Raw genomic sequence first — 24,908 nt, 5'->3', positions numbered from 1 at the left:
AAAAATCTCCACTTTTGGGTTCTAAAATTCCAAGAGAACACGGGCATTGAGCTGGCGGCCTGTCAGATAATTAGGCACAGCATACTGCTGGTTGGTTACATCCGTTACCCAGTAGTAGCTGTTCACGTTGTCGATGCCGAAGAGGTTGAGGCAGTCTACGCCCAGCGTTACGTTCTTCAGGAAGGTCTTCTTCTCGTGACGGCTGTTGTCGAGCAGCTGATAGCTCATGCCGATGTCGGCACGGCGATAGGCGGTGGCACGAAAACTGTTGGTCTCCAACTCCTTGTGAGGGGCTGCGAAAGGCAAACCGTCGGCAAAGGCAAGCTTCAGCGACATGCGCCATTTCCTGCTGCCAGGGAAGTAGTCGGTGAAGAAGAGGTTCACCGCATAGCGCTGGTCGGTAGGCAGAGGGATGCTCTTGCCGTTGAGCTTCATCTTCGTATCCATCAGCGAGAGGCTGAGCCAGGAATCCGTACCTGGTACAAACTCGCCATAGAGCTTGAAATCAAGTCCGGCTGCATGACCGCTGCACTCGTTCTGACCGTAATATACCACCTTCACGTTACTGACTGAATAAGGTACGATGTTGCTCAATGCCTTGTAGTAAGCCTCGGCTGAGAACTTGAACCGCTGGTCGTTCATGCGGAAACGGTAGTCGTAACCGGCGATGAAATGGATGCTTCGCTGGCTCTTGATCTTCTCGTTGAGCGATGCTACGGTCACTCCGTTGACGGTTGTCGTATCTCTCAGCTCCTTGAAGAAAGGTGCCTGATAGTATAGTCCGGCTGCCAGGCGGAGTGTGGTGTTCTCGTGGTTTGCCGGAATGATGGCGAGAGAGATACGTGGACTGAGGATCGTCTCGCGGTTGAAGTTCCAGTGACTCATGCGCACACCATAGTTCAGCGTGTAATGCGTCTGTCCGTTTCCGGTGCTGTCGGCAATACCGCTTGAGAATCGGTAGGTGTCTTGTATGTAGGTCTCCATACGGTTGGCATTCAGCTCGTTACGGGCTTTCATGGAATAAATCATATAGAGATCCTTTCCGGTATGGGGAACGCTGTATCCGGCAGAATCGCGCATCTCGTATTCGATGGAATTCTCTTCGATATGTTCCCTTTTCAGGGTAACAGCCGCCTCCACGTTGTGCTTCTGTACCTTGTGGCGCAGCATCAGCTTGGCGCTCATCACGCGGGCAGAGAGGTAGTTGCGGGCATGCTCGAAATAGGTTCCCACGCCCAGGTTCTCTGATGTCTCTGTCTGGTCGAGCCAGTACTGTCCCTGAATGTCGTATTTCTCCTGTTCCTTGGTGTAGAAGGCACTTCCCAGGAGCGAGAGACTGGTGTTCCGGGTGATGTTCCGGGTAATGCCGAGGGTTCCGAAATAGGTGAGGAAGCGGTCTTTCTCATGTCCGTCGAAATATACTCTGAAACTCTTCACGTTCTCCATCGTTCCGAACGATGTCTCGCGGTCGGACGGTTCGAAGTTGTAATGATTGTCAGAGATATATCCTATGAAGTCTATCTTCCATCGCTTGTTGGGCTGATAGCTCAGATAGGTCTGATAGTCAAGATAATTCGGCTTGTATTCTCCCTTTGTCTCCAGCGAACCGAGGAGGTAGGAGGTGGTCTTGTATCTCAAGCTGTTGAGCCATGACAGCTTCCGGGTTCCTATTCCGATATAGGCATCGGTACCCAGCAGGCTGGCTGCTAAGCTTCCTTCCACCACAGGCTTCTTGCCCTTGGCTTTCAGCGTCTTGTAGGTGATGTCGAGTGCAGAACTCATCTTGTCGCCGTATTTCGCTCCGTAGCCTCCGGTAGAGAAGCCAATCTTGTCTACCATGTAAGGATTGATGACGGAAAGGCCTTCCTGCTGACCGCTTCGGACGAGGAACGGACGGTATACTTCCACATTATTTATATATACGGAGTTCTCGTCGAAGGCACCGCCACGCACGTTGTACTGCGAGGAAAGTTCGCTGTGGGTGCTGACGCCAGCCTGCTGCTGGATGATGCCTTCCACGCCGTTGCCGTTGGCAGAAGGAGCCATCTTGATGTCCTTGATCTTGATTTCCTGCGTCTGGTCAGACTGTATCTTCTCGCCTGTCACGTTCACGTCGCCCAGCATCGTGGCATCGGTATGTAGCACCACCTGGAGGGTCTGCTTTCCTCTAGGCTTTCTCAGGATGCGCACCTTGGTCTTGTAGCCGATCATCGAGAATTTGACGGCTACGCTGTCGGCAGAATGCAGATGCATGCTGAATTCACCCTTGAGCGAAGTGAAAGCCACCTTTCCCTGACTTACGACGGAAACCGTGGCAAGTTCTACGGGGTTGTTGTCATCATCGGTGACTCTACCCTGCAGCGTGAATTCCTGTGCCATCATCTTCAGGGTGGCAATCAGGCATATTATAATGATAAAAAATTTCTGTTTCATGTAGTATTTAACGAAGAAAGTTGATTTTTATTATAAAATACCTAATCTTTGGTATTTCTATATCGCATTTTTTTAGAACTTTTGCAGCCAAAATATAGCAAATACAAAATTAAAAGAGAGATTAATAGAAAATGAAGAAACAGACTCAGGCCATTCATGTGGCACACGAACGCAGAGACGCTTATGATTCGCTGAGCGTTCCGGTATATAATACGCTGGCTTACGAATTTGACAACGCAGCCATCATGTCGGATGCCTTTACTGACAAGATCAAGGCTCCGGACTATTCGCGTGTGGAGAATCCTACGGTTACCAACCTGGAACGCCGCATCGAGGCACTGACCGGGGCACAGCATGTTACAGCCTTCAATTCGGGTATGGCTGCTATCCTCCTATTGCTACAGTTGCTGCCTTCCGGAAAGGGGAGGAGTGGCGCAGGCAGATGCTGGCGTATATCGAAGATAATATCCGCTTCGTAGAGGACTTCTGCAAGGCGAATATTCCGGCCATCCGTCCGCTCCGTCCGCAGGCTTCGTTCCTGATATGGCTGAATTGCCGGGATTTGAATCTCTCTCATGACCAGCTTCTGGATCTGTTCATCGACAAGGCTCATCTTGCCTTGAACGACGGTGAGATGTTTGGTCCCGGTGGCGAAGGCTTCATGCGACTGAATGTGGCAGTGCCTAGAAGCGTGCTGGAGCAGGCGCTTCTGCAGCTGGAAGAAGCTGTGAGGGGATTAGGTTAACTCTTTAAAGTTTAAGGATATATAAAATAAGGATATATAAAATAATGAAGGGGTGTGTAGATTTGAATATCTGCACACCCCTTTATCGATTTTCTATAGTTTACTTATTAAATGCGTAATAGAAGCCATCGTTCATTGCCATACGAACCTGGAAAAGGCCATTCCCGTCGGCAGGAACGTTCATCTTCTCGCCGTTTGGCAAACAAGCCTGGATGCTGCCATCCTCATTAAAGCTGAAGAGTTCACGGATATCGCCGTCCTTGCTGTATGACCAGCTCTTTTTCTTCTTGTTGAATACGAAGTATGATTTCTCACCCTCTGGGTCGGTAATCTCATAACCGTTCTTCAATGTCTTGATGGCGTACATACGACCATCCTTACCCATTACGTCCTTGGTCTTGCCGACATTGGCAATCACCTTTTCGCCTGTCCAGAACTCGATAGAGTTGAGCACGAACAAGTCTGCAACAGAACATACTGCGTAGGCTGGACTGATGACGATGAAAATCAGTTCGTTGACGAACTTGTTGTCAGTAGCACGCTTGTTCCAATCCAAAACGTTGTTGGTAAGGCAGAATGAGCCGATACAAGAGCTGAGAGTCATGGCGCCTAAAGAGACTGCAATGACTGCATTAACCATAAATTTCTTCATAACTTTATGTTTTGAGGTTTAAAAATAAATAGGTCTATACGCTAATGATGAGTTAGCATATAAACCTATATACTATATTAAATATGTGTTGTTACTTAGCTGATTCGAATTCGCGCAGGAAGCGAGTATCATTCTCAGAGAAGAGACGCAGGTCGCTGACACGATACTTCAAGTTGGTGATGCGCTCTACACCCATACCGAAGGCATAACCGGTATAGACATTGCTGTCGATGCCGCAAGCCTCGAGGTCGTGAGGGTCTACCATACCGCAACCCAGAATCTCTACCCATCCTGTATGCTTGCAGAAGTTACATCCCTTTCCGCCGCAGATGTTGCATGAGATATCCATCTCAGCGCTAGGCTCTGTAAATGGGAAGTAGCTTGGGCGCAGACGAATCTTTGTATCTGCACCGAACATCTCGCGAGCAAAGGTGAGGAGCACTTGCTTGAGGTCAGTGAAGCTTACGTTCTTGTCCACATAGAGACCTTCTACCTGGTGGAAGAAGCAGTGGGCACGGGCGCTGATAGCCTCGTTGCGGTATACTCGTCCTGGGCAGAGCATACGGATAGGTGGCTCGTGTGTCTCCATATAGTGAGCTTCGTCGCCAGAAGTATGGCTGCGGAGAATCACATTCTTGGTAACATCGTCGGAGTTGGTCTTCTCGATGAAGAAGGTATCCTGCATGTCACGGGCTGGATGATCGGCTGCAAAGTTGAGCATAGTGAACACGTGCTTGTCGTCGTCAACCTCAGGACCCTGATAGAGGGTGAATCCCATACGGCCGAAGATGTCGATAATCTGGTTCTTTACGACAGTCAATGGATGACGTGTACCCAAAGCCACAGGATAAGCTGTACGGGTCAGGTCGATGTCATCGCTGCTTGCGTCAGCCTCTTCCATCTGATCCTTGAGTCCGTTGATCTTGGCAAGGGTAGCTTGCTTCAATTCGTTGATTTTGATACCAACCTCTTTTTTCTGGTCGCCTGGCACATTGCGGAAGTCGGCCATGAGGGCATTGATTTCACCCTTTTTGCTGAGATACTTGATGCGAAGCTGTTCTACTTCTTCTGCGTTCTGAGCAGTCAAAGAATCCACTTCTTTCAAGAGTTCTTCTATTTTTTCTAATAACATATCTTATTAAATTGTCTATTTTGAGTGCAAAGATAATATTTTTTGCTTAAAATATGAAATATCTCAAAAGAAAGTTGTACTTTTGCAATGAAAATTTGAGAAATTTAATAAGTTTATGAAGAAACTATCTTTTATAACAGTAATGTTAGCGGTCCTTACCATCGTTTGTTTCACCTCTGTGGGGTGCAAGGATAAGAAGCCTGCTACTCTTGTTGATTCAGTGGCTCCCGATACGATAGTCGCTGACACGCAGGCTATGGACTCTACCGAAAAGCTCATAGAGGAGACTCCTATGCCTAAGGCTGCAGACGAGTTGTTTGACGACTTCCTGTTCAATTTTGCTGCCAGTCGTAAGCTTCAGAGGCAGCGTGTACACTTCCCGTTGCCTGTCTATCGTAACGGAAAAGTGATCAAGCAGATAGAAAAACGCCGGTGGAAGATGGAACATTTCTTTATGCGTCAAGATTATTATACGCTGATCTTTGACAACCGGAAGCAGATGAATTTGGTGAAGGATACTACCATCGACCATGTGGTGGTAGAAAAGGTGTTCTATAAGACCAATACCGTTCAGCAGTTCCTCTTCAACCGTATCAACGGTCAGTGGTTGATGACCAGCATCAACTATAAGCCGATGTATGCCAACATGAATGCCAGCTTCCTGAAGTTTTACGGTTCGTTTGCTACCGATTCAGCCTTTCAGGCAGAGCATCTGCATAATCCGGTGAAGTTTATCGGTCCTGATCCTGATGATGATTTCAGTACGATGACGGGCGATATCGAACCGGAGACATGGCCTGCCTTTGCGCCTCAGTTGCCTTCTGGCATGATTTACAACATCATTTACGGTCAGAAATATACTGAGAGCAGCCAGAAGATATTCGTGATTCGTGGCATCGCCAATGGGTTGGAAACGCTGCTTACCTTCAAGAAGATAGGAGGGAAGTGGATGCTGACCAAGCTGGAGATGTAAATATAGTGATTAGTGATTACTGTTTAGTGATTAATTGTTTTTTAGAAATAGCTGGATATGAAGGATATTCGAGACTATAGCCTTTTGGCTCACAATACGTTTGGAACTGATGCCAAGTGCAAGCGATTCCTGGAATACTCATCGGTAGAAGAGGCGCAGCAGATTGTGGCTGGGCTTACTGCTGCCGATCAGCCTCTGCTCATTCTGGGTGGTGGCAGTAACCTCTTGCTTACAGGCGATTACGAGGGTACGGTGATCCATTCTGCCATCAAGGGCATCGAGGTGCTTGATAATGAAACCCTGGCTGCTGGTGGTGAGAATCTGAAAAATCCCGACTTTGTTTTCTTGAACTGCGGCAGTGGTGAAGTGTTTGATGACGTGGTGGCATACGCTGTAGAGCATGGCTATCATGGTGCAGAGAACCTCAGTATCATTCCGGGAGAAGTGGGAGCGAGCGCGGTCCAGAACATCGGAGCCTACGGCGTGGAAGCGAAGGATATTATATATAAGGTGGAAACTGTGGAGATTGCTACCGGAAAAGTGGTGGTTTTCGACAACCAGGACTGCCAGTACAGCTATCGTCAGAGCAGGTTCAAGCATGAGTGGAAGGATAAGTATCTTGTTACTCATGTCATCTATCGCCTGAGCAAGCACTTTGTGCCAGACCTGGATTATGGTAACATCCGTACTTCCCTGACTGCAAAGGGAATAGAAAATCCTACAGCCCAGCAGCTCCGTGATGTCATCATCGAGATCCGCAATGCCAAATTGCCTGACCCGAAGGTGCAGGGCAATGCGGGCAGTTTCTTCATGAATCCTATCGTGGAGAAGGCAAAATATGAGGAGCTGGCTGCACAGTATCCGGGGATGCCTCATTATACGATTGATGCTGGACACGAGAAGATTCCTGCAGGCTGGATGATTGAACAGTGTGGATGGAAGGGCAAGAGTCTGGGACGTGCAGGCGTGCATGACAAGCAGGCGCTGGTACTGGTGAACCGTGGTGGAGCTACGGGGCAGGAAATCGTAAATCTCTGTGAAACAATCCGTAAGGATGTGAAGCAGAAGTTTGGCATTGATATCCATCCGGAGGTGAATGTTAAGTGAAGAGAGAAGAACGAAGAGTGAAGAATTCGTTTGTTTTTCAGGAAATATTTGATTATTAATGAAGATTACTTTATTGGGAACAGGAACATCGAGTGGTGTTCCTGTTTTGGGATGCAATTGTGAGGTTTGCTGCAGCAATAATCCTAAGGATAAGCGCTTTAGAAGTGCTGCGATGATTGAGACGGAGAAAACCCGTATTCTGATAGATGCGGGTCCGGATATAAGGATGCAGTTGCTCAGGGAACCGTTCCGCAAGTTGGATGGTGTGCTGATTACGCATATTCATTACGACCATGTTGGAGGTATAGATGACCTGCGTGGCTTCTGCGTGTTTGGTGATATTCATATTTATGGCGATGAGCTGGTTACCCGTTCCTTGCCGCATACCATGCCTTACTGTTTTCCTAAGGATGTAGAGCAGCTTTATCCGGGAGCGCCGAAGCTCAAACTCCATACCATAGAGCCTCATCGCTCTTATCAGATTGGCGATATTGAGTTCATGCCTATCCGTATTCTCCATGATAAGATGCCTATCCTGGGCTATCGTTTGGGCAAATTTGCCTATATTACGGATATGAAGACGATGGGCGAGGAGGAATATCAGTATCTGGAAGGAGTGGAAACGCTGGTTATCAATGCTCTCCGCTTCGATAAGCCGCATCATAGTCATCAACTGGTAGAGGATGCCATACGGGTTGCGCGCCGGATAGGAGCCCGGAAGACGATTCTCACGCATGTTACTCATCAGATAGGTTTTCATGATGATGCCAATGCGCGCCTGCCTCAGGGATTCGTCTTTGGTTATGATCAGATGAGCTTTGAAATTTAGATTTCTATTCTAAATATAACTGTCTAAGTTCTAAATAGAATAGGTTTAACAACATTTAAATAAATAAGAAATTAAGACACAAATAGTTAAATATGGTTTAGAATTTGAGTTTTTTCACGGAAAAGCTTGTGAAACTCATAGATTCTTTCTATATTTGCACGTGTGTTTTTCATAGTATTAGATTTAAGGTTAACAAGGTTGGGCCACGGCGGTGGCCCTTTTTTGTGTCCGAAAGTCTGGAAGAAAGTCTGAATTCCAGCATAAAAAAGCACATCATTTTCCTCTTGTTATAGGAAGAAAATGATGTGCTTTCTTTTGTTTTCAGCAATTATGCCTTATCTTTTTCTCTTGAACTTGTGATAAAGTTTCCATGCAAGTAGAGCACCATCAAAGGCTCCAGCTCCGATTTTCATCATGCTGCTTAAACGCTTGCTGGCGCTCGCATTCTTGGATAGTGCTTCGGGCTTGGTGAAAAGCGATTTCCACAAAGCCTTGATCTTGGCATCGTCAGCCTGTATATCCTTGCGTAGTAATTCCTTGCGTAGACGAATTTCGTTCAGCGAGTTATATTCTATGATTTCATCTTGTTCTATCATCTCTTTGAATATTTGGAATGAATGAAAAAATTTCGCCTTGAGGGCTGAGCTCTTTCAGGTGAATGAAAAAAGTTATTGCATCAGAATGCTGGCAAGAAACTTGACGAGCGGTCTCTCTATCCATTGGTGGCGGAAGATGATGAATAGTATTAATATAAATAGGTATACACCCGCCACTACGCAGAAGGCTAGGGCTGTGCTTCCTGTCAGGCCTGCCAATCCGTAAGCCGCAGCAAAGGAAAGGTAGATGATGGCGATGAGGAAGAGCCCCAGGAGCACCACTGTCATGGTGATGGCAGTGAGCAGCCTTACCACTTTATCCACAACATCGAGCTTCATGTACTCTGACTGAAGCCCGATGTAATGTTTGAGCACCTCTACGAGCTGCCCGATGGTTTCTACGTTTTTATCGTTAGAGAACATCTTGAGATATTTATTTTATACCTCTTTAATTATACCTCAGGAGCAGCTTCCTTGATATCGTCTACCAGGTCGTCTACGTCTTTGCGGCTCAACTTGATGTCGTGCTTCTTGCAAAAATCATCTACTGCGCCAGCAATCTTGCTGCGTGTATCTTCTCCCTTTTCTGGAGCAAAAATCAAACCGAGTGCTGTACCGGCGATTGCACCGCCGAGGAATGCACCAATGTAACCTAATGCCTTCATAATTCTTAAGTTTTAAACGTTATACGATTTTATACCTATAAAGTCGAAGCAAATGATGGATAGGAAAGTAAACTTTCCATTCTCTTTTGCTGCTTTACAAATGCAAATATACTAATTTTTCTCCAAAAACCGCGTGAATTTGTCTTAATTTTTATTTAAATATGCTGTATTAACAAACTTTATGCGGTTTTCATGCTCATATTTGCCAAATATTTTGTATTTTCGCAGTGCAATTGCGTTGGAATCGATTACAAGATGGGGCGTATTGCGTCATAAGAATAAGCAATTAATAAGGAATTTATCAATAAAAACATTTTCAAAATTATGAAGAAATTATCAGTTTTGTGCGCAGGTATGTGCGCAGTTTTAGCATTGGCTAGTTGTGGTACTTCTAAGGAAAGTGCCTATAAGAAGGCTTTCGAGAAGGCTCAGCAGCAGGAGCAGGTTCCAGTTGCTCAGGAACCAGTTGTTACTCCTTTGGAGACAACTACTCCTTCTGAGTCAACAAATACAGAGGTTGATAACGCTACTGTTCGTCAGGAGAATGTTGACCTCATTATGGGTTCAGGTCTCTCTAACTACAGCGTAGTAGTAGGCTCTTTCTCTCTCAAGGCTAACGCAGAGGGTTTGGCTAATACATTGAAGAGCGCAGGTTATGAGGCTCAGATTGTATTCAACAGCGCACGTAACATGTATCGTGTTGTAGCTTCTACATTCGCAGATAAGTCTGGTGCTGTAAAGAGCCGTAATCAGCTCCGTGCTGGCAAGTATCCTGATGCTTGGTTGCTTCTCAAGAAGTAATCCCAGCTTCTGATATTAAAGATAAAGACTAGGATTTTTCGTAGATTCATGCGAATTTTATCTATAGACTACGGTAAGAAACGTACCGGTATCGCTGTGACCGACCCATTGCAGATTATTGCCAATGGGTTGATCACTGTTGCTACACCCGAACTCTTCGCCTTTGTGGAACAGTATATCCAAAAGGAGCAGGTGGAGCGTATTATCATCGGAAAGCCAACCCAGCCCAACGGGCAGCCTAGCGAGAACCTGGCGCGAGTGGAGAACTTCTTCAATCGCTGGCGCAAGGCTCATCCTGAGGTTCCTATCGAATATTATGATGAGCGTTTTACATCGGTACTGGCTCATCGTGCCATGATAGAGGGTGGGGTGAAGAAGAAAACCAGAAGAGAAAACAAAGGATTGGTGGACGAGATCAGCGCCACCATTATTTTACAAGATTATTTAGAGTCAAGAAGATGATTTTACCTATTTATATATATGGTCAGCCCGTTTTGAGAAAAGTGGCTGAAGATATTACTCCCGATTATCCTGAATTGAAGGAACTGATTAACAATATGTATGAGACGCTTGATTCCAGCAATGGTATCGGACTGGCTGCACCTCAGATTGGTCTGGCTATCCGTCTGGTGGTCATCGACCTCGATGTATTGAGCGAAGATCTTCCTGAATATAAGGGATTCCGTCATGTTTTTATTAATCCTCATATCTTGGAGTATGATGAGGAGGCTGAGAAGGAATCTTCTGATGAAGGATGTCTTTCCATTCCTGGCATCAATGAGAAGGTGGTTCGTCCTACCCGCATCCACGTGAAGTATCAGGATGAGAATTTCCAGGAGCACGATGAGTGGGTTGAGGGATATCTGGCTCGCGTGATGCAGCATGAGTTCGACCATCTGGAGGGCACCATGTTCGTGGATCGTGTTTCTCCTCTTCGTAAGAACATGATAGCTGGCAAGCTCAAGAATATCATCAAGGGCAAGTTCCGCTGCAGCTATCGTACTAAGATTCGTCGATGAAAAAGTTTATTTTCACTTTTGTGCTGGTGCTAACGGCTTTGTCGGCATCAGCGCAATATAGAGTTGACCGCCTGATTACGGCGGGCAGAAGTGCTCTCTATTATGAGGACTTCGTTCTTTCCATTAAGTATTTTAATCTTGCTATCGGTGCCAAGCCTTATCTCTATGAGCCTTGGTATTACCGCAGTGTGGCCAAGTTTAATCTCGATGATTATGTAGGTGCTGAGAGTGATGCTTCTGAGGCGTTGAATCTGAATCCTTACATCAACGATATCTACGACTTGCGTGCCATCTGCCGTATCCGTCAGAACCGTTTCCTGGATGCCATCAGTGATTACAATTCTGCCATCCACATAGAACCTCGTAACCGTAATTACTGGTTCAACAGGGCGCTCTGCCAGATGGAGAGCAAGAATTATGATGTGGCACAGTCGGAATTGGATTCGGTGATTGCCAAATGGAAGGATTTTGCGAATGCCTATACCCTCAAGGCTGAGGTGTATCTGAAGCAGAAGGATACCCTACAGGCAGAGAAATGGATAGACAAGAGCCTGGAAATCAATCCTTATGACGGTGATGCCTGGACCACACGTGCCTATATGGCGCTTGCTAGAAAGGAGTGGAAGGTAGCGGATGAGGCTTTGACCAAGTCGCTGCATTTCAAGCCTAACAATGTGAACAGTTATATCAACCGTGCCCTGGCTCGTATCAACATCAACAATTTACGTGGAGCTATGAGCGATTACGATAATGCGCTCGATTTGGATCCTAACAACTTCCTGGCTCATTACAACCGAGGTCTGATGCGTGTGCAGTTGGGTGATGACAACCGTGCCATCCTCGACTTCGACTTCGTCATCAAGATGGAACCAAAAAACTTCATGGCTATTTTCAACCGTGCGCTTCTGCATGACAAGACGGGTAATCTGAAGGCGGCTATCCGTGATTATTCTACGGTCATCGACCAGTTTCCTAACTTCTGGACGGGTCTTTCCTATCGTGCCAGCTGTTACCGAAGGTTGGGTATGACTGCAAAGGCCGAGATGGATGAATTCCGTATCTTCAAGGCGCAGATGAACAAGCACCTGGGCATTCAGCCTAGATGGAGCGCGAAGACCAGGAAGGAGGTGCGCAAGCGTTCTGAGGTAGATCCGGATAAGTTTGCTTCTATCGTGGTTGAAGATGAACCTAAGTATGAGCACAATTACAAAAGCGAGTATCGTGGACGCATCCAGAATCGTCAGGTGGAGACTTCCTATCTGCCTATGTATCAGCTCTCTTACTTCCCTAATGTGCAGAATCTGAACGGTGTTCAGGCATTTGACAAGGAAGTGGAACAGCTTAATATGCACCTGGCTCAGGCTAAGCAGAGTGGCGGTGCTTCCGGCAAGCAGAATGCTGCTCAGTCTAAGGCTTCTACCAATAAGGTTTATATCGTATGTACCAAGGAGCAGCTGGATGAGAACAGCTCGTTGATGATCTTCTCTTTGATTGATAAGCTGTCGGCTGAGCTGAGTGTGGCTAAGGATATCGAGCAGAAGAAGAGTCTGCTGATGCGCAGGGCCATCGCTCACAGTGTTCTCCGTGATTTCGAGGCAGCCATCAGCGATTTCACCTATTATATCTCTCTGGATGAAAAGAGTTCGTTGGCTTACTGGCAACGTGCTGTCTGTCAGGCTGAGATGGATGAGTTTAACCGTGCTGAGGGCAAGGGTATTACGAATATCCATTCTGCCGAGGCTGATTTCAGCGATGCTATCCGTCTGAGCAGCAATAATGCCTACATCTATTATAATAGGGGTAATGTGCATGCTGGCAGAAACGAGTTGTCTAAGGCCATCGATGATTACAGCATTGCCATCAGGATAGATTCGCGTCTGGCTGAGGCATATTACAACCGTGGCCTGGCTCGTATCAAAAGTGGAAACAAGCAGGCTGGTATCCAGGACTTGTCGAAGGCTGGAGAACTGGGCTTGTATGATGCTTATTCTGTGATTAAGCGAATCAATAAGGCAAAATAACAATCGCGCAGATGGGATATTTTCAAGTCCCACAGATTTACACAGATTTTTTTCTGTGTCTGTCTATTATAAAGAAAAGGTTCAATTCCAAACCAATGGAATTGAACCTTTTCTTTAATAGATAAATATCTCTTGATTCCTGATATCTGTGTAAATCTGTGAAATCTGCGGGACTTGAAAATATATCCATCTGCGGGATTATATTCTCATTACCTGCTTTACGCCTTTTACGGCAGCCAGCTTCTTGATGAGTGCATCTGTCTTTGTTGCATCATCTATCATTACCGTCACGTTGCCCGAGAACAGGCCGTCCTTGGATGAGATGTTGATGCCTCTCATCACGAGTTTGTCCTCTTTGGAGATGATGTTCGTGATGTTGCTCACGATGCCTATATCGTCGTTTCCGATGATTCTCAGGGTGATGGCATACTTTGATGTTCCCTTGCCGCTCCATTTTGCCTTGACGATGCGATAGCCGAAGCGGCGACGGAGTTCCTTGGCATTAGGGCAGTCTATGCGGTGAACCTTGATACCCTTGCTGATGGTGACGAAGCCGAAGATTGGGTCTCCGTAGATAGGATGGCAGCAGTGAGCCAGCTCAAAGTCGATACCCTTCAGATGCTCGTCGATAACCAGCACGTCATCGCTCTGCTTCAGGAGTTCCTCGGTTGGATTCTCGAAGGCGAAGTTCTCTGCACTTTCGGCTGGTTTGGTGACATTGGTAGGGTTGAGGTCGTGTTCTCGTTCCTCTACATATTTGTCGATGACGGTGTTTACGTCGAGTTTCTCTTCCGCTACATCCTTGTAGAAATCGGAGTTCTCCTTGTATCCCATCTTCTTGATGATGCGTGCCATGGTGCTCTCGTCAATCTCCATCTTGCGGTTCTTGAATCTTCTCTCCAGGAGTTCCTTGGCATAGAGTCCGTCCTTCTTCTGTGTTTCCTTCAGGGCGAGTCGGATCTTTGCTTTTGCCTTGGAAGTCTGCACGATGTTGAGCCATTCCCTGCGTGGTTTCTGGTTGCTCTGGGTCAGGATTTCCACCTGGTCGCCCGAGTGCAGTTCCTGTCGGAAGGTTACCGCCCTGCCGTTGATCTTTCCGCCCACACAGGTGTTGCCGATGCGAGAGTGGATGTAGTAGGCAAAGTCGAGTACCGTGGCACCCTTAGGGAAGTTCAGCAGGTCGCCCTTAGGGGTGAATACGTATACCTCGTCTTCCTTCAGGTCGGTGGTAAACTGGTCCATCAGCTGCAGGTCGTCGTTGCTTTCCAGTGCGGCACGGATGTTGGCTAACCATTCGTCTATGCCGCCTTCTCCCTGCTTGATGCCCTTGTAGCGCCAGTGTGCAGCCAGTCCGTGCTCGGCGATATCGTCCATTCTTTCGGTTCTTATCTGGACTTCTACCCATTTCTTCTCCGGCCCCAGTACGGTGGTGTGCAGACTCTCATATCCGTTGCTCTTAGGCACGCTGAGCCAGTCGCGCATACGCTTTGGGTTCGGCTGATACATATCTGTAATCAGGGCGAATGTCTGCCAGCACTGCATATATTCCTTCTCTCTTGGTGCGTCGATGATGATTCGGATGGCGAAGAGGTCGTATACACCCTCGAAGGCGCACTTCTGCTTCTTCATCTTCTGCCAGATGGAGTGGATACTCTTGGTTCTTCCCTTCATGTGATATTTCAATCCGGCAGCATCGAGTTTCTCCTGGATAGGCTGGATGAAGCGGGCGATATAGGCATCGCGCGATGCCTTGGTGGCGTTCAGTTTCTCCTTGATCATATAGTAGGCATCGTGCTCCAGATACTTCAGACTCAGGTCTTCCAGCTCACTCTTCAGCTTGTAGAGACCCAACTTGTGGGCGAGTGGGGCATAGAGGTAGCTGGCTTCCTCGCTCACCTCGTGCTTCGCCTCCTCCTGGTCGGTATCACGAATCTGTCGCATCACGTTCACGCGGTCGGCAATCATGATGAGGATCACTCTCATGTCTTCTGAGAAGGAGATGAGCAGGTTGCGGAAGTTCTCGCTCTCGATGATCGGGTTGCGCTTGTAGAGATCGTGGATGCGGAGCAGGCCGCTGATGATATGCGCCACGCTGTCGCCGTATTTCTTCTGGATGTCTTCGATGGTCTGATAGCCGTCGATGACGCTGGTCTGCATCAGGATGGCGATGATGCCGTCTCGTTTCAGACCTATCTCGTTTACTGCTATTTCTGCTGTCTGCAGAGCAGCGAGTATTGGATTCATTCCGAAGACGTTGCGCTTGATCTGGTGGTTGATGAAGGCATGCTGTATGTCTTCACGCAGATGCTGCTCATCGCCCGGTTTGAACGTGTCGCCCACAGTGGTTCTCAGGCGCTCCAGTATCTGGAGTGTCTGTTCTTTTTCTTCGGATGTAAATTTAAAAGTTGTTTCATTCATTGTCGTTCCCTCCTGCTGATGATATATTATTGAGTTTTATAACTCGTCTATCCATTTCTGACCAGACTTGGTATTAAGCCAGATGGCGAAGCAGGTTCCTATCAAGGCTCCTAGCCCCATAAATATAGTATATAGTTCCATAATATATAACTATAGCTCATCTATCCATTTCTGACCTGATTTTGTGTTGAGCCAGATGGCAAAACTGCTGCTGATAATTAGCCCCAGCGAAAAAATAAACATTAATCCATCCATCATTACGATAGTTTTGGATTATAAATTGTCTATCCATTTTCTGCCAGATTTGGTGTAGCTCCAAATGGCTAAGCTCATACCAATAACAGCTCCTATACACATTACTAAAGCAAATCCTTCCATAATACTTATATTATATGTTATAAACTGTCTATCCACTTCTGACCTGATTTTGTGTTAAGCCAGATGGCGAAGCTGGCGCTAATTACGGCACTCAGCCCCATAAATATTGTTATTAACTCCATAATTATTATTTTTTATCGTTATACTTCATCACTCTGTTAGCACTATAGGCAAGGAAGAGTGCTGAGGCAATGCCCAGTACTAAGAAGAGGATATTGTAAATGCCAATAGTTTCGCCGGTAACCAAGGGGGAAAAACCTCCAATTCCGGTTCCACTAATGAATAAGTTTGATACTCCGTACAGATACGTTGATAGCAACGTACTTCTGTCGTGCTCTTTTGCTAATTTACTAACCATGTCGCAATATTCTATTTTAAATTTGACAAACAATGGCGTTTCGGCGTTAAAAACCGCGTACTTCGTTAAATTTTCATTGCAAAGGTACAAAAAAATGTGGAAATATTTCTGATTATCAGAAAAAACTATTATCTTTGTAGCGCATATAGTGTAAATTTAACATAAATATGGTATTATGAATCAGCAAGATCTAAACCAAATCGCTGCTCGCGGCATCTCCGAGCAGCAGATTGAACACCAGTTGGAACAAATCAAGAATGGCTTCCCATTCCTCAAGCTCGAGGGTGCGGCTGCCATCGGTAAGGGAATCATGGCTCCTACAGCCCAGGAAGTGGAAGACTTCGAGAAGGCTTGGAACGACTATAAGGCTGAGGGGCACAAGATTGTGAAGTTCGTGCCTGCATCAGGTGCTGCTAGTCGTATGTTCAAGAACATGTTCGCTTTCCTTGATGCTCCATACGATGTTCCTACTACTGACTTTGAAAAACAATTCTTCGAGAATATCAAGAAGTTTGCTTTCCGCAAGGCGCTCTGCGACAAGTGCCACGTCAACAACGAGAAGGGCATTATGTGCCTTATCAAGAAGGGTGATTATAAGGCTATCGTAGCTAATCTCCTCAAGCCAGAGGGATTGAACTACGGACAGTTGCCTAAGGGATTGCTTCAGTTCCACGAGTATGAGGACGAGGTTCGCACTCCGATGGAGGAGCACCTGGTTGAGGCTGCACTCTATGCTAGCAGCAACGGCGAGGCAAACGTTCATTTCACCGTTTCTCACGACCACCTTGAACTCTTCAAGCAGATGGTAGCTGAGAAGGCTGACAAGTATGCACAGCGCTACGGCATCAAGTATAATATCTCTTTCTCTGAGCAGAAGCCTAGCACCGATACCATCGCTGCTAATCCTGATAATACTCCATTCCGCAACGAGGATGGATCATTGCTGTTCCGTCCGGGCGGTCATGGCGCACTCATCGAGAATCTCAATGAGATTGATGCTGATGTAGTATTCATCAAGAATATTGACAACGTGGTTCCTGATCGTCTGAAGGGCGAGACTGTTACCTGGAAGCAAGTGATTGCTGGTGTATTGGTTACTCTGCAGAAGCAGACTTTCGATTACTTGAAGGTATTGGATTCTGGTCAGTACAATCACGAGAAGCTGGAGGAGATCATCCGCTTCGTTCAGCGTGATCTCTGCTGCCGAAAGTCTGATATCAAGGAGTTGGAGGATGCTGAGCTGATTATCTATCTGCGCAAGAAGTTGAACCGCCCAATGCGTGTCTGCGGTGTCGTTAAGAACGTAGGCGAGCCTGGTGGTGGTCCATTCCTTACCTACAACCAGGATGGTACTGTAAGTCTTCAGATTCTGGAGAGCTCACAGATCGACAAGAACAACGAGGAGTATATGAAGATGTTTACCGAGGGTACTCATTTCAACCCGGTAGATCTCGTCTGCGCTACCAAGGATTACCAGGGCAATGCCTTCGATCTTCCTAAGTACGTAGATCCATCTACCGGTTTCATCTCCAGCAAGAGCAAGAATGGTAAGGACCTGAAGGCCTTGGAGTTGCCTGGTCTCTGGAATGGTGCGATGAGCGACTGGAATACTGTATTCGTAGAGGTTCCTCTGGACACATTCAACCCAGTGAAGACCGTCAACGATCTGCTCCGCGACCAGCATCAGGCTGTAGAGGGTGGCATCAAGCACGAACATCATCACGAAGAGGGTGGCTGCTGCGGCAAGCATTAACCCACGGATTGAATATTTTTAGTCCCACAGATTTCACAGATTTACACAGATTTAATTTCTGCAGTTCGAGAAAAAATCTGTGTAAATCTGTGAAATCTGTGGGACTTTATATTTTACCTGTGGGACTAAAAATATTCAATATGTGGGCCTTTAGAATAATATCTCTGTGGGAAAATAAAGGCTCAACCCCGAATTGACTGGGATTGAGCCTTCATCTTTTTTGAGTTTAAATTGCCTAGAAATCTCAGCGGTTTTTCATCTATCTGCGAGAGAACGAGTTCTGCAAGGGATAGACTTTAATAAAACCTTCGAGCTTTCTTTTCATTTCTTTGGGAAAGAATACTAGTTATACCAAATCTCGCCACCTAAGATAGTTGGATACTCTTCTGAAGTTGTTCTTTCTACTGGAGCTGTAATCTCTACAAACTCACCATACTTTTTCGCTTTGTTGATCTGCATAATGAATAGGTTTTGTTGATTAAATTATTTTATCTATTTAGCTCAATGCGTATAACATTTCGCTACTTTTTCAATATAGGTCACTTAGACTTTCATCTTTTCACACTGCAAAGGTATATAAAATATCAATGCAAAGCAAGGATGTGTCGACTAATTTACTCTAATTTAATCTTTTTTAAGTCTATTCTGCATATTTTCTGCATATATCTAGACAACAGCATCTTAGCTGTCTTATAGCAGCGTGATTTCGCCGGCAAGCGACTTCTGCAGCATCTCCCTTACCTTCAGGTTGTCCTCGTATCTGCCCTGCAGATACATCAGTTTCGTAACCATCGCCTCTACGGTTGAGTCGTGGCCGCTGATCACGTGGGCTGACTTCAGCTGAAATCCGGCACCGTATCGTTCCATCTCCACGCTACCCGTCAGGCACTGGCTGATGTTCACGATGTTCACGCCTCTGTGGGCTGCCTCGTCCAGCAGTCGCATGATCCAAGGGGCATGAGGAGCATTGCCCGAACCGAAGGTACGCATCACGATACCTCTGAGGTCTGGCGATTCCATCACGTGGCGCACGATATTGTCCTGGATGCCTGGGAAGAGACTGAAGACGATTACGTTCGGGTCTAGCTTCAGATGGGGAACCATCGGCTTGCTGTAGTCTGGAGTCAGAATGTGGTGCTGATGATACTGGAAGTTGATGCCCACATCGCAGAGGTGAGGGTGGTTGAACGATTCGAAGGCGTGGAAACCTTCGGCATTGATCTTGATGGCACGGTTGCCGCGCAGCAGCTTTCCGTTGAAGAAGATGCATACCTCAGGCACCATCGGATGGCCGTTCTCGTCCTTTGCCGATGCTATCTCGATGGCAGTCATCAGGTTCTCCTTGCCGTCTGTGCGCAGTTCACCGGTGGGCAACTGGCTACCGGTCAGAATCACCGGTTTGGTAAGATTCTCGAGCATGAAACTGAGCGCTGAAGAGGTATACGCCATGGTATCGGTACCGTGGAGGATGACGAATCCGTCGTAGTCGTTATAGCTGTTGGATATGATGCTTACGATTTCCGCCCATCTCATCGGATCCATGTCGCTGGAATCGATAGGCGGTTCGAATTTCCTGACGTCGATTTCAGCCTGGATGAGTTGGAATTCGGGCATGGATGAAACGAGGTGGTTGAAGTCGAGTGGCTCCAGAACGCCTGTTACAGGGTCTTTTCCCATGCCGATGGTACCTCCTGTATAGATAATGAGAATCTTTGGTGTTGCCATTTTTCTTGATTGATATTTACATTTTGTCACTAAATCGGTTGCAAATATAGTGAAAACTTTCGATATATCAAAGAAAATGCCCGGAAAATATCTACCATTTTTACATTATGTTATGATTCGTAAGGAAACCAGACTGTTGGCGGAGGATATGTAAATGCCTGTATATAATATAAGGTATAAGGGGAAAATGCCGATAATCCTGCATCTTTTGAAATAAAATACATTTTTTATACGAAAATATTCGCTCATTACAAAAAGAAATAGTACTTTTGCAAGCGATTTAATAAAAATACTAAGTTGTTATGGTAAAAATCACATTCCCAGACGGATCTGTTCGTGAGTATGAACAGGGCGTAACTGGCTTACAAATCGCCGAGAGTATCTCACCGGCTCTCGCTCGCAACGTTGTATCTTGCGGTGTAAATGGTGAGACAGTAGAGTTGAACCGTCCTATCAATGAGGATGCTAATGTAGAACTCTACAAGTTTGAGGATGAGCAGGGTAAGCACACATTCTGGCATACATCTGCACACTTGTTGGCTGAGGCTCTCCAGGAGCTTTATCCAGGCATTCAGTTCGGTTTCGGTCCAGCCGTAGAGAGTGGTTTCTTCTACGATGTGATGCCAGCCGAGGGTCAGGTGATCTCAGAGAATGATTTCGCCAAGATTGAGGCTAAGATGATGGAACTTGCCAAGAAGAACGAGCCTGTGGTTCGCAAGGAGGTGGCTAAGGCTGATGCTCTCGCTGAGTTTAAGGCTGACGGTCAGACCTACAAATGCGAGCACATTGAGCAGGACTTGGAGGATGGTACCATCACCACATATACCCAGGGCAATTTCACAGACCTTTGCCGTGGTCCTCACTTGATGAACACTGGTCTTATCAAGGCAGTGAAGATTACAAGTGTGGCTGGTGCATTCTGGCGCGGTGATGCCAAGCGCGAGCAGATGACCCGTATCTACGGTATCAGTTTCCCTAAGAAGAAGATGCTCGATGAGTATCTCGTTGTTCTCGAAGAGGCTAAGAAGCGCGACCACCGTAAGATTGGTAAGGAGATGGAACTCTTCATGTTCTCTGAGCGTGTAGGTAAGGGTCTTCCTATCTGGTTGCCAAAGGGTACACAGCTTCGTTTGCGCCTGCAGGAGTTGCTCCGTTCGCTCCTGAAGCCTTATAACTATCAGGAGGTTATCTGTCCAGGTATCGGTGGCAAGAGTCTCTATGTAACATCTGGTCACTATGCTCACTATGGCAAGGATGCATTCCAGCCTATCCAGACACCTGAGGAGGATGAGGAGTATATGCTCAAGCCAATGAACTGTCCTCACCACTGCGAGATCTACGCTCGTAAGCCTCGTTCTTACAAGGATCTTCCTTTGCGTATTGCAGAGTTCGGTACTGTATTCCGTTATGAGAAGAGCGGTGAGCTCCATGGTTTGACTCGTGTTCGTACCTTTACTCAGGATGATGCTCACATCTTCGTTCGTTCAGATCAGGTGAAGTCTGAGTTTGAGAATGTAATCGACGTGATTCTGAAGGTATTCAAGATTTTCGATTTCGAGAACTACGAGGCACAGATTTCTCTCCATGATCCTAAGGATACCGAGAAGTATATCGGTTCTGAGGAGATTTGGGCAGAGAGCGAGAACGCTATCCGCGAGGCTTGCAAGGAGAAGGGTCTTGAGACACGTGAGGAGGTTGGCGAGGCTGCCTTCTATGGTCCTAAGCTCGACTTCATGGTAAAGGATGCCATCGGCCGTCGCTGGCAGTTGGGTACCATCCAGGTGGATTACAACTTGCCTGAGCGCTTCAAGCTGGAATATACAGCCGAGGATAACTCAAAGAAGACTCCTGTGATGATCCACCGTGCACCATTCGGTTCATTGGAGCGTTTCACAGCCGTTCTCATCGAGCACACAGCCGGTCACTTCCCATTGTGGTTGGCTCCAGACCAGGTTGCTATTCTCCCTATCTCAGAGAAGTTCAACGACTATGCACAGAAGGTACGTCAGTACCTCGACAAGCAGGGTGTTCGTGCCTTGGTTGATGACCGTAACGAGAAGATTGGCCGCAAGATTCGCGACAACGAGTTGAAGCGTGTGCCTTACATGGTCATCGTTGGTGAGAAGGAGAGTGCCGAGGGCCTCGTTTCTATGCGTAAGCAGGGTGGTGGCGAGCAGGCTACCATGAGCATGGAAGAGTTTGCTCAGCGCATCAATGCTGAGGTAGCAGAGCAGCTGAAGGCAGCTGAGGAGTAATCCCACAGATTGATATATTCGAATCTCCCACAGATTTCACAGATTTACACAGATTTTTTGTGTTGAGGGTTCTGTCCCACAGATTTCACAGATTTACACAGATTTTTTGTTCTGCAAATATCTGTAACGATTGTGACGTCTGTGGGAGATTTTTTTATGGAGGATTTTAAAATCGTTTGGTTATGACAGAAAATGAGATATCTTATAAGGTCATTGGAGCCATTTATAAGGTTTATAATGAATTGGGACCAGGTTTGCTAGAGTCGGTTTATGAAGCAGCTCTGTGCTATCAGTTGCGTAAAGATGGACTTAGGGTTGAGAGTCAGGTTAAGTTGGATGTCATGTATGACGGTAAGGTTTTGCCTGTTGATTTCCGTCTGGATATTCTTGTTGAAGATAAAGTCATAATCGAACTGAAGTCTGTGGCAGAAATGAAAGATGTCTTTCATAAGCAATTGCTTACGTATTTGCGTGTGGCGAAGAAGCATCTTGGAATATTGGTCAATTTTACCACCACTGATATACGAAGTTCTATCTTCCGTAAAGTCAATGGATATACTTCCGTTGATTGATCTTCTTTAGTCCCGCAGATTGTTTTCTTTTAGTCCCACAGATTTCACAGATTAACACAGATTATTGAAGCAAAGAATTAAATCTGTGTAAATCTGTGAAATCTGTGGGACAAAAGACGAAAACTGCGTGATTTTTAATAAAATATGAGGCTAAAACTGAAAAATCTGCGTGAAATCCTTGGTGGTTTCATGAAAAAATCGTAACTTTGCAGCCGTTTAATCAAAAAGACAAAAAAGAATATATCGAATAGTTAATGAAAAATGACAAAATGAAAAATCAGTACCGCGTAAACGAACAGATACGCGTACGTGAAGTGAGAATAGTAAGTGAGGGCGGAGCAGAAGTGATGCCAACACGTAAAGCGTTAGAGTTAGCACAGCAGCAGGATCTTGATCTTGTTGAAATCTCTCCTAATGCACAGCCACCAGTTTGCCGTATTGTTGACTATTCAAAGTTCCTTTACCAGCAGAAGAAGCATGCTAAGGAAATGAAGCAGAAGCAGGTGAAGGTGGAGACCAAGGAAATCCGATTCGGACCTCAGACCGATGAGCACGACTATCAGTTCAAGCTCAAGCACGCTATCGAGTTCCTCAGCGAGGGCAACAAGGTTCGTGCCTACGTGTTCTTCCGTGGTCGTTCTATTCTCTTCAAGGAGCAGGGTGAGGTTCTCCTCCTCCGTTTCGCCAATGATTTGGAGGAATACGGAAAGGTTGAGCAGATGCCTAAGCTCGAGGGTAAGAAGATGTTCCTCTACATGAGTCCTAAGAAGGCTGGTACTGCCAAGAAGAGCCAGCAGAAGATGGACCGTGAGAAGCGAGAGGCTGAAGCTAAGGCTGCTGCTGATGCAGAGCGCGAGGCCAATGCCGAGAAGAATGGCTTGCTCAATGCCAAGGGCGGTGAAGCCCTCAAAAAGCTCGCAGAAGAGGCTGAGTAATTAGAAAAAAAAGATGCGTAACGCCCTGGTATATGCGTTGCCATCGCTATAATAAATAACAATTTAAATTAAAAGTAAAAATGCCAAAAGTAAAGACTAATTCCGGCGCAAAGAAGAGATTCCGTTTCACCGGTACAGGTAAGATTAAGCGTCATCACGCTTTTCACAGTCACATCTTGACTAAGAAGACAAAGAAGCAGAAGAGAAATCTCCTTGGTGAGACTCTCGTAGACCGTTCAAACTTGAAGCAGGTTCGCGACTTGCTCTGCCTCCGTTAATTATTAACTTTTTAGTCGAACTTTTAAAGAAAAAAAATTATGCCAAGATCAGTAAATCACGTTGCATCTAAAGCAAAAAGAACAAAAATCTTGAAGCTCACTAAGGGTTACTATGGAGCTCGCAAGAATGTATGGACAGTAGCTAAGAACACTTGGGAGAAGGGTCTTACCTACGCTTATCGCGATCGTCGTAACAAGAAGCGCACATTCCGCGCATTGTGGATCCAGCGTATCAACGCTGCTGCTCGCCTCGATGGTATGAGCTACAGCCAGTTGATGGGTGCTCTTCACAAGGCTGGTATCGAGATCAACCGTAAGGTTCTCGCTGACCTCGCTGTTAACAACCCAGAGGCTTTCAAGGCTATCGTTGCAAAGGTGAAGTAAATCCGATGCTAGGCTCTTTTCTTCCGGGTTTTCCCTGTAGGGAGAGTGTTTAGCCTCTAGATTAGAGAAAACTGAAGATTGCATTGGTTGGAAGTATTTCCGCTGATGCAATCTTTTTTTTGTGCCTGGAAAATAGAAAATTCCTCAAGAATGATTAAATAATTCCTCAAAATCTTGCATATTATTATATTTCTTCGTATATTTGCAGGGTTAATTAAAAGCATACTATTATGAAAGAAAAAAAATATCATATAGATTTGCATGAGGGTGAGGATATGGTAGCTGAGCCTGCGCCAACTCATCGTGTTTCGGTGATGGAGCATGCTGTGCCTATGCCGATGAGTGGTTTCGAGAATCATAAAGAGGTTTTAGATGAAATTCCGGAGTTGGGTAATCATTTCTCCTGGGAGAGTTTGATAGAGAGCATTGAGTATTGTAAAACCATTGCAGATGATCCAACGAAGTGGGAGCCATACGATGATTTTAAAGAACGTCTTTATCAGGATTTCCCATGGCTAAAGTAATCATTCACCCTCTTTTCGAACAGAAACTTCATGAGTATGTTGAAGAAGCTTATGAGGTTTATGGTAGAAAAACGGCTCGTAGATGGATGACGGAAATTGATAAGATCAAGAGCTTTTTGGAGTTCTTTCCAGAAGGAAGGCCGCCTTTTAATAGTGCTCCTGATTTTCCATACCAGCTGCGAGGTGCTAATTTCATGAATAATTTTAAGTTGATTTATTATTATCTCGAAAAGAAGGATGTAGTTCATTTCGTAGATATTTGGGATATGAGAAAGAACCCATCCAGCTTTTGGAAACAAGAAGAATAACTTATAAAAAGCAAAAAAAATCCCCAGCTATCATTCATTTGATGGCT

Annotated in this window: 23 protein-coding genes and 2 pseudogenes; 17 read left to right on the top strand and 8 right to left on the bottom strand. The window is 46.0% G+C overall.

Annotated elements, in window-relative coordinates; translation table 11 throughout:
- Window positions 1-21: 21 nt before the first annotated feature.
- Complete coding sequence (locus tag ACTQ53_RS06035; protein ID WP_294970410.1) at window positions 22-2,433, bottom strand: carboxypeptidase-like regulatory domain-containing protein; 2,412 nt, start codon at window positions 2,431-2,433, stop codon at window positions 22-24.
- A 131-nt stretch (window positions 2,434-2,564) separates the two neighbouring features.
- On the opposite strand from ACTQ53_RS06035, the pseudogene ACTQ53_RS06030 reads away from it, so the two are divergent.
- Together ACTQ53_RS06030 and ACTQ53_RS06025 are read left to right on the top strand one after the other, a co-directional pair.
- Window positions 2,565-2,855 (top strand): annotated as a pseudogene (locus tag ACTQ53_RS06030) (PLP-dependent transferase); the annotation flags it as partial.
- Window positions 2,819-3,178: pseudogene (locus ACTQ53_RS06025) on the top strand (cystathionine beta-lyase); the annotation flags it as partial. The pseudogenes ACTQ53_RS06030 and ACTQ53_RS06025, both read left to right, overlap by 37 nt.
- A gap of 100 nt (window positions 3,179-3,278) precedes the next feature.
- Here the strand turns inward: ACTQ53_RS06025 and ACTQ53_RS06020 are convergent.
- Window positions 3,279-3,830 carry a DUF3332 domain-containing protein gene (locus ACTQ53_RS06020; RefSeq protein ID WP_441932421.1) on the bottom strand — a complete coding sequence of 184 codons (552 nt, stop codon included), beginning with the start codon at window positions 3,828-3,830 and terminating at the stop codon, window positions 3,279-3,281.
- Window positions 3,831-3,921: 91 nt separating this feature from the next.
- Window positions 3,922-4,962, bottom strand: coding sequence for a phenylalanine--tRNA ligase subunit alpha (gene pheS, locus ACTQ53_RS06015; RefSeq protein ID WP_294970414.1), 1,041 nt, complete (start codon window positions 4,960-4,962; stop codon window positions 3,922-3,924).
- A 115-nt stretch (window positions 4,963-5,077) separates the two neighbouring features.
- Between pheS and ACTQ53_RS06010 the strand changes: the two genes are divergently transcribed.
- From ACTQ53_RS06010 to ACTQ53_RS06000, 3 genes are read left to right on the top strand one after another with little or no spacing between them, the layout of a single operon-like run.
- Window positions 5,078-5,935 (top strand): DUF4348 domain-containing protein, encoded by an 858-nt coding sequence (locus tag ACTQ53_RS06010; protein ID WP_295348455.1) that lies wholly within the window; start codon window positions 5,078-5,080, stop codon window positions 5,933-5,935.
- Window positions 5,936-5,992: 57 nt separating this feature from the next.
- On the top strand, window positions 5,993-7,042 hold the full coding sequence (murB, locus tag ACTQ53_RS06005; protein WP_441932420.1) for a UDP-N-acetylmuramate dehydrogenase: 1,050 nt from the start codon (window positions 5,993-5,995) through the stop codon (window positions 7,040-7,042).
- A gap of 58 nt (window positions 7,043-7,100) precedes the next feature.
- Window positions 7,101-7,871 carry an MBL fold metallo-hydrolase gene (locus ACTQ53_RS06000; RefSeq protein ID WP_264950307.1) on the top strand — a complete coding sequence of 257 codons (771 nt, stop codon included), beginning with the start codon at window positions 7,101-7,103 and terminating at the stop codon, window positions 7,869-7,871.
- A 335-nt stretch (window positions 7,872-8,206) separates the two neighbouring features.
- Here the strand turns inward: ACTQ53_RS06000 and ACTQ53_RS05995 are convergent, their stop codons facing one another.
- The 3 genes from ACTQ53_RS05995 to ACTQ53_RS05985 form a co-directional block, all read right to left on the bottom strand.
- Complete coding sequence (locus ACTQ53_RS05995; protein ID WP_295348463.1) at window positions 8,207-8,467, bottom strand: hypothetical protein; 261 nt, start codon at window positions 8,465-8,467, stop codon at window positions 8,207-8,209.
- A gap of 72 nt (window positions 8,468-8,539) precedes the next feature.
- Window positions 8,540-8,890 carry a phage holin family protein gene (locus ACTQ53_RS05990; protein WP_294970424.1) on the bottom strand — a complete coding sequence of 117 codons (351 nt, stop codon included), beginning with the start codon at window positions 8,888-8,890 and terminating at the stop codon, window positions 8,540-8,542.
- A gap of 29 nt (window positions 8,891-8,919) precedes the next feature.
- Window positions 8,920-9,132, bottom strand: a complete 213-nt coding sequence (locus tag ACTQ53_RS05985) for a YtxH domain-containing protein (RefSeq protein ID WP_153123427.1) — start codon at window positions 9,130-9,132, stop codon at window positions 8,920-8,922.
- 324 nt (window positions 9,133-9,456) lie between these two features.
- Here ACTQ53_RS05985 and ACTQ53_RS05980 point away from each other — a divergent pair, with 324 nt between their 5' ends.
- From ACTQ53_RS05980 to ACTQ53_RS05965, 4 genes are read left to right on the top strand one after another with little or no spacing between them, the layout of a single operon-like run.
- Complete coding sequence (locus ACTQ53_RS05980; RefSeq protein ID WP_294970426.1) at window positions 9,457-9,933, top strand: SPOR domain-containing protein; 477 nt, start codon at window positions 9,457-9,459, stop codon at window positions 9,931-9,933.
- Window positions 9,934-9,981: 48 nt separating this feature from the next.
- Complete coding sequence (gene ruvX / locus ACTQ53_RS05975) at window positions 9,982-10,395, top strand: Holliday junction resolvase RuvX (protein ID WP_294970428.1); 414 nt, start codon at window positions 9,982-9,984, stop codon at window positions 10,393-10,395.
- Window positions 10,392-10,952, top strand: a complete 561-nt coding sequence (gene def / locus ACTQ53_RS05970; protein ID WP_294970430.1) for a peptide deformylase — start codon at window positions 10,392-10,394, stop codon at window positions 10,950-10,952. Before ruvX ends, def begins: the two co-directional genes overlap by 4 nt.
- A complete protein-coding gene (locus ACTQ53_RS05965; protein ID WP_441932419.1) occupies window positions 10,949-12,973 on the top strand; it encodes a tetratricopeptide repeat protein in 2,025 nt (674 codons plus the stop codon). The genes def and ACTQ53_RS05965 overlap by 4 nt, the downstream gene beginning before the upstream one ends.
- 198 nt (window positions 12,974-13,171) lie before the next feature.
- On the opposite strand, the gene ACTQ53_RS05960 is transcribed toward ACTQ53_RS05965, so the two are convergent.
- Entirely contained in the window at window positions 13,172-15,391 is a 2,220-nt protein-coding gene (locus ACTQ53_RS05960; RefSeq protein ID WP_441932418.1) for a RelA/SpoT family protein, read from the bottom strand.
- Between the two features lie 911 nt (window positions 15,392-16,302).
- Between ACTQ53_RS05960 and ACTQ53_RS05955 the strand changes: the two genes are divergently transcribed.
- Window positions 16,303-17,880: a DUF4301 family protein gene (locus ACTQ53_RS05955; protein WP_295348473.1), complete on the top strand. Its 1,578-nt coding sequence runs from the start codon at window positions 16,303-16,305 to the stop codon at window positions 17,878-17,880.
- Window positions 17,881-18,570: 690 nt separating this feature from the next.
- On the opposite strand, the gene ACTQ53_RS05950 is transcribed toward ACTQ53_RS05955, so the two are convergent.
- On the bottom strand, window positions 18,571-19,605 hold the full coding sequence (locus ACTQ53_RS05950) for a type I asparaginase (protein ID WP_294972246.1): 1,035 nt from the start codon (window positions 19,603-19,605) through the stop codon (window positions 18,571-18,573).
- 302 nt (window positions 19,606-19,907) lie between these two features.
- Between ACTQ53_RS05950 and thrS the strand changes: the two genes are divergently transcribed.
- The 7 genes from thrS to ACTQ53_RS05915 all read left to right on the top strand — a co-directional run bounded on the left by thrS (window position 19,908) and on the right by ACTQ53_RS05915 (window position 24,861).
- Complete coding sequence (gene thrS / locus ACTQ53_RS05945; RefSeq protein ID WP_441932417.1) at window positions 19,908-21,860, top strand: threonine--tRNA ligase; 1,953 nt, start codon at window positions 19,908-19,910, stop codon at window positions 21,858-21,860.
- Between the two features lie 182 nt (window positions 21,861-22,042).
- Complete coding sequence (locus tag ACTQ53_RS05940; protein ID WP_153123445.1) at window positions 22,043-22,432, top strand: GxxExxY protein; 390 nt, start codon at window positions 22,043-22,045, stop codon at window positions 22,430-22,432.
- Window positions 22,433-22,686: 254 nt separating this feature from the next.
- Window positions 22,687-23,367: a translation initiation factor IF-3 gene (gene infC, locus ACTQ53_RS05935; protein ID WP_217760201.1), complete on the top strand. Its 681-nt coding sequence runs from the start codon at window positions 22,687-22,689 to the stop codon at window positions 23,365-23,367.
- 80 nt (window positions 23,368-23,447) lie between these two features.
- Window positions 23,448-23,645: a 50S ribosomal protein L35 gene (gene rpmI / locus ACTQ53_RS05930; protein ID WP_006846865.1), complete on the top strand. Its 198-nt coding sequence runs from the start codon at window positions 23,448-23,450 to the stop codon at window positions 23,643-23,645.
- A 39-nt stretch (window positions 23,646-23,684) separates the two neighbouring features.
- Window positions 23,685-24,029, top strand: coding sequence for a 50S ribosomal protein L20 (gene rplT / locus ACTQ53_RS05925; protein ID WP_089544559.1), 345 nt, complete (start codon window positions 23,685-23,687; stop codon window positions 24,027-24,029).
- A gap of 230 nt (window positions 24,030-24,259) precedes the next feature.
- On the top strand, window positions 24,260-24,553 hold the full coding sequence (locus ACTQ53_RS05920; protein ID WP_441932416.1) for a hypothetical protein: 294 nt from the start codon (window positions 24,260-24,262) through the stop codon (window positions 24,551-24,553).
- A complete protein-coding gene (locus tag ACTQ53_RS05915) occupies window positions 24,541-24,861 on the top strand; it encodes a hypothetical protein (protein ID WP_441932415.1) in 321 nt (106 codons plus the stop codon). The genes ACTQ53_RS05920 and ACTQ53_RS05915 overlap by 13 nt, the downstream gene beginning before the upstream one ends.
- Window positions 24,862-24,908 lie beyond the last annotated feature (47 nt).

The sequence above is a fragment of the Prevotella sp. Sow4_E9_plate genome (assembly GCF_052116205.1).
GTDB lineage: Bacteria > Bacteroidota > Bacteroidia > Bacteroidales > Bacteroidaceae > Prevotella.
Note: the sequence above shows the minus strand (reverse complement) of the source record. Positions and strands in the feature narration are given on the sequence as shown.

Coding starts and splice junctions, on each gene's coding strand:
- ACTQ53_RS06035 (WP_294970410.1), bottom strand. CDS start 2,433: ATGAAACAGAAATTTTTTATCATTATAATATGCCTGATTGCCACCCTG.
- ACTQ53_RS06020 (WP_441932421.1), bottom strand. CDS start 3,830: ATGAAGAAATTTATGGTTAATGCAGTCATTGCAGTCTCTTTAGGCGCC.
- pheS (WP_294970414.1), bottom strand. CDS start 4,962: ATGTTATTAGAAAAAATAGAAGAACTCTTGAAAGAAGTGGATTCTTTG.
- ACTQ53_RS06010 (WP_295348455.1), top strand. CDS start 5,078: ATGAAGAAACTATCTTTTATAACAGTAATGTTAGCGGTCCTTACCATC.
- murB (WP_441932420.1), top strand. CDS start 5,993: ATGAAGGATATTCGAGACTATAGCCTTTTGGCTCACAATACGTTTGGA.
- ACTQ53_RS06000 (WP_264950307.1), top strand. CDS start 7,101: ATGAAGATTACTTTATTGGGAACAGGAACATCGAGTGGTGTTCCTGTT.
- ACTQ53_RS05995 (WP_295348463.1), bottom strand. CDS start 8,467: ATGATAGAACAAGATGAAATCATAGAATATAACTCGCTGAACGAAATT.
- ACTQ53_RS05990 (WP_294970424.1), bottom strand. CDS start 8,890: ATGTTCTCTAACGATAAAAACGTAGAAACCATCGGGCAGCTCGTAGAG.
- ACTQ53_RS05985 (WP_153123427.1), bottom strand. CDS start 9,132: ATGAAGGCATTAGGTTACATTGGTGCATTCCTCGGCGGTGCAATCGCC.
- ACTQ53_RS05980 (WP_294970426.1), top strand. CDS start 9,457: ATGAAGAAATTATCAGTTTTGTGCGCAGGTATGTGCGCAGTTTTAGCA.
- ruvX (WP_294970428.1), top strand. CDS start 9,982: ATGCGAATTTTATCTATAGACTACGGTAAGAAACGTACCGGTATCGCT.
- def (WP_294970430.1), top strand. CDS start 10,392: ATGATTTTACCTATTTATATATATGGTCAGCCCGTTTTGAGAAAAGTG.
- ACTQ53_RS05965 (WP_441932419.1), top strand. CDS start 10,949: ATGAAAAAGTTTATTTTCACTTTTGTGCTGGTGCTAACGGCTTTGTCG.
- ACTQ53_RS05960 (WP_441932418.1), bottom strand. CDS start 15,391: ATGAATGAAACAACTTTTAAATTTACATCCGAAGAAAAAGAACAGACA.
- ACTQ53_RS05955 (WP_295348473.1), top strand. CDS start 16,303: ATGAATCAGCAAGATCTAAACCAAATCGCTGCTCGCGGCATCTCCGAG.
- ACTQ53_RS05950 (WP_294972246.1), bottom strand. CDS start 19,605: ATGGCAACACCAAAGATTCTCATTATCTATACAGGAGGTACCATCGGC.
- thrS (WP_441932417.1), top strand. CDS start 19,908: ATGGTAAAAATCACATTCCCAGACGGATCTGTTCGTGAGTATGAACAG.
- ACTQ53_RS05940 (WP_153123445.1), top strand. CDS start 22,043: ATGACAGAAAATGAGATATCTTATAAGGTCATTGGAGCCATTTATAAG.
- infC (WP_217760201.1), top strand. CDS start 22,687: ATGAAAAATGACAAAATGAAAAATCAGTACCGCGTAAACGAACAGATA.
- rpmI (WP_006846865.1), top strand. CDS start 23,448: ATGCCAAAAGTAAAGACTAATTCCGGCGCAAAGAAGAGATTCCGTTTC.
- rplT (WP_089544559.1), top strand. CDS start 23,685: ATGCCAAGATCAGTAAATCACGTTGCATCTAAAGCAAAAAGAACAAAA.
- ACTQ53_RS05920 (WP_441932416.1), top strand. CDS start 24,260: ATGAAAGAAAAAAAATATCATATAGATTTGCATGAGGGTGAGGATATG.
- ACTQ53_RS05915 (WP_441932415.1), top strand. CDS start 24,541: ATGGCTAAAGTAATCATTCACCCTCTTTTCGAACAGAAACTTCATGAG.